This is a genomic window from Amycolatopsis sp. SID8362, assembly GCF_010550475.1.
GTDB lineage: Bacteria > Actinomycetota > Actinomycetes > Mycobacteriales > Pseudonocardiaceae > Amycolatopsis > Amycolatopsis eburnea.
Genome location: NZ_JAAGNB010000492.1, coordinates 1 through 11,008 on the forward strand (window position 1 = coordinate 1; position 11,008 = coordinate 11,008).

Sequence of the window (11,008 nt, forward strand, 5' to 3'; positions counted from 1 at the left end):
GCCGGGGCCGGGCCACGACGAGTCGCGCGTCCGGACGCCCGGGCAGATCCCCGCGCCCGCGAGCGCGCCGGCCAGGTTCAGCTCGGCCCGGGCCCGCGTGAGGCTGCCGTTCCGGTGCGGCGCGTCGAACGGCGCGAACCGCGAAACCCGCATCAGCACCTGGGCCGAGAGCACCGGCTGCCGCCCGTCGACCACCATCGGACGGCCCGCGAGCACGCGCAACACCGGCGAAGGCAGGCCCAGCAGCCACCGCAACCCGGCCATCACGGCCCGGACGAGGAGCACTCTCCCGTTCAGCACACGTCCACGAAAATCGGGTTCGCGTACATCCACAAGTCCTCGAACGGATTCGCCTGCCCGATGACGTCCGGAGTGGGCTCGGAATCCCCATTGGACCCGCGGACCCGCGAGTAGAACGGCGAGCGCACGTTCCGGAAGGTGTGCCGGAAGACGACCTGCCGCCCGGGCGCCCAGCGCGGCTCGAACGACTCGACGACCCGGGTGCCCGGCGCCGTCATCGTGTCCGGGTCGGTCACCGGACCGGTCACCGGGCCCGCGACGACGTCCAGCCGGGCCAGCCGCGGGACCGCCCCGCCGCCGTTCGGCCGGGACGCCAGCCGGGCCGAAACCACCAGCGTGACGTCCGAACCGCGTGGCACCCGCAGCCGTCCGCCGAGCGTCGCCGCCGAGCCGCCGCCGTACGCGCCGACGTCGAGCGCCTGGACCAGGCCGCCGTGGGACAGCCAGATCCGGCCCGCGCGCAGGCCCTCCAGCACCCCTTCGAGGCTGCGCCGGGTGACGCCGACGTGCGTCCGGCTGAACTCGCCGGGGTAGAAGTCGGCGTACGGCGGGGCCAGCTGCGGGACGCCGCTGTCGACCGGGTCCGGGTACTTGCCGTGCGTGTCGTACCAGTCGCCCGCGACCGGCGGGCGGACGAGCGTGTCGCCGCGGTTGTAGTGCGAATCGGAGTTCGTGGTGATCCACCACGGCTTGCCCTCGGCGAGCAGCGAGTCCCAGAGCCCGCCGACCTTCGCCGTCGCCCAGTCCCAGCCGCCGAACGTCCGGTACGCCTCGGCGGGGTAGCCCGGCCACGAGTTCGGGCCCGCGCTGTTGGCGTAGCCGCCGCGCGCGCCGCCGTTGCCGAGCGGCTTCGGGAAGCCGTCGGCCTGCGCGCCGGGCGCGCCCTCCATGCCGATCACGATGTGCGGGGCGGCGTCGCGGTAGGCGCGTAGCTCGTGCGGGGCGACGCGGCCGTTGCGCAGCGGGTGGTTGATCAGCACGACCGGCGCGTGGATCCGCTTCGCCTGCTCCTCCGAAGCCAGCCAGCGCAACGCCCGCAGCGCGAGCGCCTCGTTCGCCGGGTTCGACGCCTCGGAGTTCGTCAGCCGCCAGTCGAAGGTCCGCTCGAATTCACGCAGTTTCGCGGCCTGCTCGGCCCCGGCCTGGAAGAACACGGTCGCGTGCTCGGCGCCCGGGACGTTCCACTCCATGCCGTGCCACAGCAGCAGCTCCGGGTACTTCCGCCGGGCGGCGAGGAAATCGGCCTCGGTGGGCTCGACCGACACCTTCTCGTGCTCGGCGTGGCCGTGGTCGGTGAAGACGATCCAGTCGGCGCCGTGCGCCCGCCCGCCGGCCGCGATCTGCTCGATCCGGTACATCGCGTCGTAGGAGTACTGGCTGTGCGTGTGGTGATCGCCCACCAGCCACTGGTAGCGGCCGCACAACCGGCTCAGGTCGACGTCGAGGTCGGGGAGGGGGAGTCCCGCGGCGGCGGCCGCGAGCCCGGCGCCTTTGAGGAACCGGCGTCTGTCGGTGGTCACGCGCGGACGCTAAGCCGCCGGGGTGAACGGGCGGTGTCCCGGCGGCCAACGTGTGCTGTGATCTTGGGTGTGGAGGAAAAGCCGCTGGTCCGCGTGCTGTCGCCGGTGATCGCGCTCGCACTGGCGGCCGGCGTGGGGCTGGCGTTCTTCGTGGCGGCCTTGAAGCGCCCGCCGGACCTGCCGGTGGACACGAACCCCGCGCCGCTCGCCGGGCACACGCTGTGCGCGGCCGTCGTCGTGCTGTTCCCCACCGACGCCGAACTGCTGGCGGCGATGCGGTCCCTCCGCGACGATCCGAAGGCGCGGCGGGTGTTCGTGGACTCGCCGTCGGTCTCGCTGCTGGCCGTCCCGGGAACGGACTTGAAGGCCTGGGCGCAGGAGCTGCACGCGCGGTTGCGGACCGCGGAGCGCGTGACGGTCGTCGATTCCGACGCGGCGGCGGCGCGGCTGAAACTCACCGCGCCGCCGCCGAAGTGCCCTCGGGAGGGCGAATACTAGGAAGCCGGAACCGAAGCCACGCCCGGGGCGAGGAACGGCTTGCCGTTCACGCGCTCGGAGACGCCGGAGCGGTCCAGGTACGGCGTGATGCCGCCGTTCCAGAACGGCCAGCCCGCGCCGAGGATCAGGCACAGGTCGATGTCCTGCGCCTCGGCGACCACGCCCTCGTCGAGCATGATCCGGATCTCCTCGGCGATGGCGGACAGCGCCCGGTCACGCACCTGCTCCGAAGTGGACGGAGAGTCGCCCTGCGTCCACAGTTCGACGACCTCGGGGTCCGCGGACTGGTTGCCCTGCGCGTCCCAGACCCAGACGCCCTTCTTGCCCGCCTTGACGAACTTCGCGAGGTTCTCGGACACGGTGAACCGGTCCGGGAACGCCTCGTGCAGCGTCTCGCCGACGTGCAGCGCGATGGCCGGGCCGACGAGCTGCATCAGCGTCAGCGGCGTCATCGGCAGGCCCAGCGGTTCCAGGGCCTGGTCGGCGACGTCGAACGGCGTGCCTTCGTCGACGGTCACCAGCACCTCGCCGAGGAAGCGCAGCAGGAGCCGGTTGACGACGAACGCGCTCGCGTCCTTGACCAGCACGCTGGACTTCTTCAGCTGCTTGCCGACCGAGAACGCCGTCGCCAGCGAAGCGTCGTCGGTCTGCTCGCCGCGGACGATCTCCAGCAGTGGCAGCACGGCGACCGGGTTGAAGAAGTGGAAGCCGACGACCCGCTCGGGGTGCTGCAGCTTCGACGCCATCGCGGTGATCGACAGCGACGAGGTGTTCGTCGCCAGGATCGCCTCGGGGGAGACGTGCTGCTCCAGCTCGGCGAACACCTGCTGCTTGACGCCCAGTTCCTCGAAGACGGCTTCGATGACGAAGTCGGCGTCGGCGAACGCGGCCTTGTCGAGCGAGCCGGTGACGAGCGCCTTGAGCCGGTTGGCGCCGTCCGGGGAGAGGCGCTTCTTGCCCAGGAGCTTGTCGATCTCGGCGTGGACGTAGCCGACGCCCTTGTCGACGCGCTCCTGGTCGACGTCGGTCAGCACGACCGGCACCTTGAGGCGGCGCACGAACAGCAGCGCGAGCTGGCTGGCCATCAGGCCGGCGCCGACGATGCCGACCTTGTTCACCTTGCGGGCCAACGACTTGTCGGGCGCGCCGGCCGGGCGCTTGGCGCGCTTGTTGACCAGGTTGAACGAGTACAGCCCGGCGCGCAGGACGTCGGACATGAGCAGCTCGGCGAGGCCGTCGGTCTCGGCCGCGTAGCCGCGGTCGAGGTCGTTCTCGCGTGCCAGCTCCAGCAGCTCGACGGCCTTGGTCGCGCCCGGCGACGCACCGTGCGTGCGTCCGTCCACAATGGACTTGGCGCGGGCGATGGCCGCGTCCCAGCCGGACCCGCGGTCGATTTCGCGGCGGGCCGGGGTGATCTCGCCGTTGACCACCTTCGCGAGCCACAGCAGCGACTGCTCGAGGTAGTCGGCCGAGCCGAAGACCGCGTCGACGATGCCGAGCTCGGCCGCCTGCTTGACGTTCAGCATCTTGTTCTGCGCCAAGGCGTTCTCGATGATCACCGTGACGGCGGCGTCGGCGCCGATGAGGTTCGGCAGCAGCTGCGTGCCGCCCCAGCCCGGGAACAGGCCGAGGAATACCTCGGGGAACGCGATGGCGGCGGTGTTCTCCGAGAGCGTCCGGTAGTGGCAGGACAGCGCCAGCTCGAGGCCGCCGCCCATGACCGCGCCGTTGACGAAGCCGAACGTCGGGATCTTGGACTCGGTCAGGCGGCGGAAGACGTCGTGCCCGGTCTGGGCGATTTCGCGCGCCAGCTTCGGGTCGCTCACGGACTCGACGCCCGAGAGGTCCGCGCCGACGGCGAAGATGAACGGCTTGCCGGTGACGGCGATCGCGGCCGGCTCGGCCTCGAACGCCTTGTCCAGCGCGGTGTTCAGCGAGACGAGCCCCTGCGGGCCGAAGGTGTTCGGCCGGGTGTGGTCGTGGCCGTTGTCGAGCGTGATGAGCGCGACGGGCTTGGCGAGCCCGGGCACCTTCACCAGCCGCGTCACGGCGTGCGTGACGACCTCGTCCGGGAAGGCGGCCTTCGCTTCTTCAGCGGTGAAAGTCATTACTTCGCCCCCTCGAAGGCCGGGTTCTCCCAGATCACGGTGCCGCCCATGCCGATGCCGATGCACATCGTCGTCATGCCGTATCGGACGTCGGGCCGCTCGGCGAACTGGCGGGCCAGCTGCGTCATGAGCCGGACGCCGGACGAGGCCAGCGGGTGGCCGCACGCGATCGCGCCGCCCCACTGGTTGACGCGCGGGTCTTCGTCGTCGATGCCGAAGTGGTCGAGGAAGGCCAGCACCTGCACGGCGAAGGCCTCGTTGATCTCGAACAGGCCGATGTCGTCGATGGACAGGCCGGTGCGCTTGAACAGCTTCTCGGTGGCCGGCACCGGGCCGATGCCCATCACCTCCGGCTCGACGCCGGCGAAGGAGTAGCCGACCAGCCGCATCGCGACCGGCAGGCCCAGCTCGCGGGCGGTGTCCTCGTCGGCGAGGATCGACGCGGTCGCGCCGTCGTTCAGACCGGCCGCGTTGCCCGCGGTGATCCGGCCGTGCGGGCGGAACGGCGTCTTCAGGTTCGCGAGGGTTTCGAGCGTGGTGCCCGGGCGGGGCGGCTCGTCCTCGGTGGCCAGGCCCCAGCCCAGCTCCTTGGAGCGGGTGGCGACGGGAACCAGCTCGGGGCCGATCTTGCCGGTCTTGACGGCCTCGGCGTAGCGCTCCTGGCTGCGCGCGGCGTAGGCGTCGGTGCGCTGCTTGGTGATCGCGGGGAACCGGTCGTGCAGGTTCTCGGCGGTCTGGCCCATGACGAGCGCGGTCGGGTCGACGAGCTTGTCGGCGATGATCCGAGGGTTCGGGTCGACGCCTTCACCCATCGGGTGGCGGCCCATGTGCTCGACGCCGCCGGCGATGGCGATGTCGTAGGCACCGAAGCCGATGCCGGACGCGACGCTGGTGACGGCGGTCATCGCGCCGGCGCACATGCGGTCGATCGCGAAGCCCGGGACGGACTTCGGCAGCCCGGCCAGCAGCGCGGCGGTCCGGCCGATGGTCAGGCCCTGGTCGCCGATCTGCGTGGTGGCGGCGATGGCCACCTCGTCGACGCGCTCGGGCGGCAGCTCGGGGTGCCGCCGCAGCAGCTCGCGGATGGCGTTGACGACGAGGTCGTCCGCCCGGGTCCCGGCGTAGATGCCCTTGTCGCCGGCCTTGCCGAAGGGGGTGCGTACCCCCTCGACGAAGGCGACGTTGCGCACGCCCCGCGCGTTCGGCGCGAGCGGCGTTGCTGGTGCGGCCACTGAAGCTCCATGAAGTAGAGGTCTTTGCCCGCACGATAGCCCTTGTTACCCGTCGGTAACCAGTGGTGTGGCCCGGTCGAGTGGGCTACGGCACACTCTTGGGCGTCAACGTCTGGCCTTTCACGAGCCACGCCACCCCGAACGCCCACACCGCGGCGCTCTCCAGCCACAGCGCCGGGTGCCATTCCGGCACGAGCCGCAGCCAGCTCGTCAGCGCGATCAGCACGAGCGCGGCCAGGATCACCACGCCGCAGACGCGGTAGACGACCCCGACTCCCGGGGGCTGTTCGCCGTCGTGGGGGAACAGGCGGAGGCAGAAGTAGGCGAGGGAGAGGAAGAACACCGCGGCGAACGTCAGGTGCAGCACGCCCGAGGTGCGGTCCCAGGCCGTGACGTCGTGGTCCGGCGTGGCGGGGAAGAGGGCGAGGCCGATCGCGCCGAGCCCGGCCACGGTGCTCGCGACGTTGTCGACGAAGTCGTGGCCGTAGTAGGCGAGCAGGAACACCCCGGCGGCGCACATCGAGCCGACGAAGACGTCGCGGACGTCGGTGTAGTAGTAGCCGCTGAGCGACCCGATGAGGTCGCCGCCCTGCGCCCACTGCTTGCCGAAGATCAGGACGAACGGCAGCGCCAGGCCGATGAGCCCGATGGCGCGCCGGAGGAACAGGTAGGAGTGGACGAGGGTGTTCTGCGGGGATCTGGTCGCCGTGGTCATGGCTGCCTCCGGGGTCTCATCGAGGTCATCGGCGGTTTCGTGCCCCGGGAGGAGCGTTGTTATCCGACGGGTGCCCAGATCCTCAGCTGATCGTTACGGAGTTCGGCGAAGGCGCCGGTCGCCGGGTCGTGCGCGGTGGGGCGGAAGCCCTCGGCGAAGCCGATCCGGGCGCCGTCGGCGGGGTCCCAGACCTCGAAGCCTGCTTCGGCGCTGACGTACAGCAGGCCGCGTCGGCCCCACATCGGTCCCTTCGGGCCGGCGAACATCCCGAGCCGGCGGCCGGTCCGCGCGTCGTGGAGCTGAACGCCGTCGATCGGCCGGTCGTCGCCGATCTCCTGCAGCGCGACGGTTCCCTCGTCCACCCAGGCCATCGGCACGTTCCAGGGATCGCGGAACGTGAGCGCTTGGCCGTGTTCGGGTGCGTGCGTCTCGCCCGCGATCCAGGCCGCGCAGTCGAGCACCATCGGGATTCCCTCCGGCTGCCAGACCCAGCCGTCCACGAGCAGGGACTGCCCGGAAGGGCTCGGCAGCAGCGCGCCGAAGAAGTAGTCGAGGTAGTGCTCGGGGTTCTCCTCGCGGGTCGTGACGCGCTCGGTCAGCAGGCGCCCCGTGGCCGCGTCGAAGGCGTCGAGCCGGTTCCAGTCGGTGGCGGCGACGACCTGCGGGCCGAGGAACGCGACCGGGAACCGGACCGTTTCGGTGTGGTAGTCCTGCCGGTCCAGGGTCAGCGTCACCGCGCCCGAGGCGAGGTCGACGACCACGCCGTGGCGGCCGTAGTCGGTGACCGCGGCGGCGAACCGGCCGTCGGCGGCGGTGTGCAGCGCCGGCGCGGGGGGCCGTCCCGGTCCCGTCGCCGGAACTTCTTCCGGGAGTGCTACTTCGGCGACCAGGCAGGGCGGCTCGCCGGGCCGGATCGCGACGAGCCCGGCGCCGGTGCGCGCGAGCCAGCCGTCCGGCAGCGGCGCGAGGCACCGGTCGTTCAGCGGGGTGACCGGGCAGGGTGTCGTCGTCCAGGTGCCGCCGAGGTCCCGGTCTCGCCGGAGGATCTCGGGATCGCCGCGCCAGCCGAGGGAGGCATCGCGTTCGGCGCGTTCGAAGCACCCGACGCACGCGTCCAGCAACTCGGGCGCCGCGGCTTCGGCGCACACCTTGCACAGCAGGTCGTATCGGGTCGCGACACCGGTGAGCACGCGGAAGCAGGCCGGTCGGTTGTCGGTGGTGAGGTGGGCGCAGACGCGCGCCCCGGCGGCCGGTGCGAGATGGCCGCACGAAGAAACGTTCACCTGCCCAGTATCCGGTGGCCCGCATCCGATTTATGCCAGGTGCGCTAGCCAGCCGCCCTTCGCCGAAATGTCCTCCGCGCCATCGATCGCCGACGGTTCGCACAGGAAGCCCGGTACCCGTGTGCCGTCCGCCAGCTCGACCTTGCCGATCGCCAACGGCGCGGGGATCCGCGCGACGAACTCGCCGAACCCGCGCACCGGCAGGTCCCACACCTCCGCCGCGATCGCGGCGCCGCCGGAAGCGACCCGCACCAGGCCGGGCTTCGGGGGCACCGTGTCCAGCGCGTACAACCGGTAGGACGCCGACGTCGAAACCGAAGCCACGAACCGGCCGCCCCTCGACGTCAGCTCGTGGTTCAGCGGCTGGCCGCGCAGGTGGGCGCCGACCACGACGATCGGCACCCGCTCGCCGCGCAGGCCTGCCAGTGCTGCCAGCTTCAGGTCGTCGTGCGGGGCGCCGACCAGCATCACGCCGAACGGGCGCCCGGCCACGGTCCCGGCCGGGACCGCCAATGCGGACAGGCCGAACAGGTTGGTGGAGTTGGTGAAGCGGCCCAGGCGCGCGTTGACCGCGACCGGGTCCGCGGCCACCTCGGCGAGTGTGGGGTGCTCGGTCGTCGTCGGGAACAGCAGCGCGTCGACGCCGGCCAGCATCGCCAGCGCTTCGGCGCGCAGGCCGGCCAGCTTCGCCTGGTCCGCGAACAACCGGTGGGCCGGGATGTCCCTGGCGCCGGTGATGATGCCGTGCACCACCGGGTCCACCTCGCCGGGGTGCGCGTCCAGGAACTCGCCGACCGCGGTGTACCGCTCGGCGACGAACGCGCCGCCGTACAGGAGCTGCGCCGCCTCCAGGAAAGCCGACGTGTCCACAGTGGTCACTTCGGCGCCCGCGGCGGCGTACTCCTCGACGGCCGTCTCGAACGCCTCCGCCCAGCCTTCGGCGAGCGGACCCAGGTCGGCGGGGACGCCGAGCCGGAACCGTCCCGTGTGGACCTGCGCGGGTTCGGCCAGGCACGTCAATGCGAACGACGCTTCCTCGACCGTCCGCGCGAACAGCGAGACGCAGTCGATGCTCGCGCACGCGGGCACCACGCCTTCCGTCGGCAGCAGGCCCGGGGTCGGCTTGAGCCCGACGATCCCGTTGAACGCCGCCGGTACCCGGCCCGACCCCGCGGTGTCCGTGCCCAGCGCGAGGTCGGCGATGCCGAGCGCGACCGCCACCGCCGAGCCGGAGCTCGACCCGCCGGAAACGTACGCCGGGTCGACGGCGTTGCGCACCGCGCCGTACGGGCTGCGCGTCCCGACCAGCCCGGTCGCGAACTGGTCCAGGTTGGTCGTGCCGAGCACCAGCGCCCCGGCCGCCCGCAGCCGCGCGACCACCGGGGCGTCGGCCTCCGGTTTGTAGGCGTAGGCCGGGCAGCCCGCCGTCGTCGGCAGGCCCGCGACGTCGATGTTTCCCTTGACCGCGACGAGCTTCCCGGATAGTGGCAGCCCGCGGCCGGCCAGCGCCGCGGCCTCGGCCACCACCTCTTCTTCGGGCCGCAGGTCGATCCAGATCTCCGGCCGGTCCACCTGCTCGATCCGGCGGTACGCCGCCCGCACGCGTTCGACGAGGCTCATCCGAGCACCACCAACGGCGTTCCGGGCGCGACCTGGTCGCCGGGGGACACGAGCACTTCGACCACCTCTCCGCTCGCCGGCGCGGGGATGCGCGCCTCGGTCTTCATCGCTTCCAGCGTCACCAGCGACTGCGCGTCCTCGACGCGTTCGCCCGCGGCGACGTCGACCCGCCAGACGGTCGCCGCGAACGGCGCCTCCACCACATGCCCGCCCGGGGGCGCTTCGACCCGGGCCGGGGGCCGGGTCACCGGCTCCGGCTTCGGGTCGAACTCGCCCGCCGCGGCCCACGCCTGCCGCTCGGCCTCGAACGCCGCCGCCTGCGTCGCCCGGAACGCCGCGATGCTTTCGGCGTTGTCCGCCAAGAACTTCTCGTAGTCCGCGAGCGCGAAGGTGCCGTCGGTGGTGTCGAGGGCCAGCTGCCCGGAGGCGCTCTGCGCGCGCAGGTCCAGGAGTTCTTCGGCGGACACGGGGTACCAGGAGATCCGGTCGAAGAACCGCAGGTTCCACGGCCGCTCCCCGCCGTGCCAGCTGTTCCACACCTGCGTGGTCCGCCCGACGAACTGGTACCCGCCCGGGCCTTCCATGCCGTAGATGCAGAGGTAGGCGCCGCCGATGCCGACGGAGTTCTCCGCCGTCCACGTCCGCGCCGGGTTGTACTTCGTCGTGACCAGGCGGTGGCGCGGGTCGAGCGGCGTCGCGACCGGCGCGCCGAGGTAGACGTCGCCGAGGCCCAGCACCAGGTATTCGGCGTCGAACACCGTCCGGTACACGTCGTCCACAGTGGACAAGCCGTTGACCCGCCGGATGAACTCGATGTTCCACGGGCACCACGGCGCGTCGTCGCGGACGCCGGTCATGTACCGCTCGATCGCCTCGCGCGTGGCCGGGTCGTCCCAGGACAGCGGGAGCCGGACCTGGCGGCTGGGCACCACGAGGTCGTGCGTCGGCGGCAGGTCGCGTTCCAGCTCGCGCACCAGCCCGAGCGCCTTGCCGACCGGCAGCGCGTCGGGATCGACGTGCACCTGCAGCGACCGGATGCCCGGGGTCAGGTCCACGATCCCCGGCACGCCTTCGTCCGCGAGCCGTTCCGCGAGCGCGTGCACCCGCATCCGCAGCGCCAGGTCGAGCTTCATCTCGCCGTACTCGACGAGCAGGTTGTCGTCGCCGCTGCGGCGGTAGGTGACCGGTGGCTCGCCGTCCGAAGCGGACAGTCGCGAAAGGACTCCGCCGTCCTCGCGCGCGGGCCGGCTCGGCTCGACCGCGGACGCGGGCCGCGTCCGCAGTGCCGCCGCGTGGTCGGTGGCGATCGGCACGAACCGCACCGTGTCGCCCGGCCGCAGCTGCCCGAGCTTCCAGCGCTCGCCGGTGGCGACCGTCGCCGGGCAGACGAACCCGCCCAGGCTGGGCCCGTCCGGGCCGAGCAGGATCGGCAGGTCGCCGGTGTAGTCGACGGCGCCGATCGCGTACGGCGTGTCGTGGATGTTCGACGGGTGCAGGCCCGCCTCGCCGCCGTCCGGGCGCGCCCACTCCGGTCGCGGCCCGACCAGGCGGACGCCGGTGCGGGCGGAGTTGAAGTGCACCTGCCAGTCGGTGGCGTAGAAGGTGTCGACGTCTTCGGGCGTGAAGAACTCCGGGGCCGCGTGCGGTCCTTCGAGCGCCCCGATCGTCCAGTGGCCGGCGAAGTCCGGCCGGTCGGCGACGGGGCCCACGACGGGGTCCGCCGGCTCCGGGC

The 11,008-nt window shown here is 72.3% G+C and carries 8 protein-coding genes and 1 pseudogene; 1 reads left to right on the plus strand and 8 read right to left on the minus strand.

The annotated features are described in order from the left end of the window. Both G3I65_RS15540 and G3I65_RS15545 read right to left on the minus strand, forming a co-directional pair. Positions 1–300 (minus strand): annotated as a pseudogene (locus G3I65_RS15540) (alpha/beta hydrolase); the annotation flags it as partial. Then, on the minus strand, positions 294–1,820 hold the full coding sequence (locus G3I65_RS15545; RefSeq protein ID WP_160696743.1) for a PHP domain-containing protein: 1,527 nt from the start codon (positions 1,818–1,820) through the stop codon (positions 294–296). The pseudogene G3I65_RS15540 and the gene G3I65_RS15545, both read right to left, overlap by 7 nt. Before the next feature lie 69 nt (positions 1,821–1,889). Between G3I65_RS15545 and G3I65_RS15550 the strand changes: the two genes are divergently transcribed. Next, positions 1,890–2,318, plus strand: coding sequence for a hypothetical protein (locus G3I65_RS15550; protein ID WP_309235482.1), 429 nt, complete (start codon positions 1,890–1,892; stop codon positions 2,316–2,318). Here G3I65_RS15550 and G3I65_RS15555 read toward each other — a convergent pair. From G3I65_RS15555 to G3I65_RS15580, 6 genes are all read right to left on the minus strand, one after another. Continuing rightward, positions 2,315–4,426, minus strand: a complete 2,112-nt coding sequence (locus tag G3I65_RS15555) for a 3-hydroxyacyl-CoA dehydrogenase NAD-binding domain-containing protein (protein WP_160696745.1) — start codon at positions 4,424–4,426, stop codon at positions 2,315–2,317. The genes G3I65_RS15550 and G3I65_RS15555 overlap by 4 nt on opposite strands. After that, the gene (locus G3I65_RS15560; RefSeq protein ID WP_160696750.1) at positions 4,426–5,616 is read right to left on the minus strand and encodes a thiolase family protein; all 1,191 of its coding nucleotides are present in this window, start codon (positions 5,614–5,616) and stop codon (positions 4,426–4,428) included. Before G3I65_RS15560 ends, G3I65_RS15555 begins: the two co-directional genes overlap by 1 nt. Before the next feature lie 127 nt (positions 5,617–5,743). Continuing rightward, positions 5,744–6,373: a DUF998 domain-containing protein gene (locus G3I65_RS15565; protein WP_160696746.1), complete on the minus strand. Its 630-nt coding sequence runs from the start codon at positions 6,371–6,373 to the stop codon at positions 5,744–5,746. Positions 6,374–6,432: 59 nt separating this feature from the next. Continuing rightward, positions 6,433–7,656 carry a hypothetical protein gene (locus tag G3I65_RS15570; protein ID WP_160696747.1) on the minus strand — a complete coding sequence of 408 codons (1,224 nt, stop codon included), beginning with the start codon at positions 7,654–7,656 and terminating at the stop codon, positions 6,433–6,435. Positions 7,657–7,686: 30 nt separating this feature from the next. Beyond that, positions 7,687–9,276 (minus strand): allophanate hydrolase, encoded by a 1,590-nt coding sequence (locus tag G3I65_RS15575; RefSeq protein WP_160696748.1) that lies wholly within the window; start codon positions 9,274–9,276, stop codon positions 7,687–7,689. Then, positions 9,273–11,008, minus strand: a 1,736-nt coding sequence (locus tag G3I65_RS15580) for a carboxyltransferase domain-containing protein (protein ID WP_160696749.1), incomplete at its 5' end; no start/stop codon positions are given. The genes G3I65_RS15575 and G3I65_RS15580, both read right to left, overlap by 4 nt.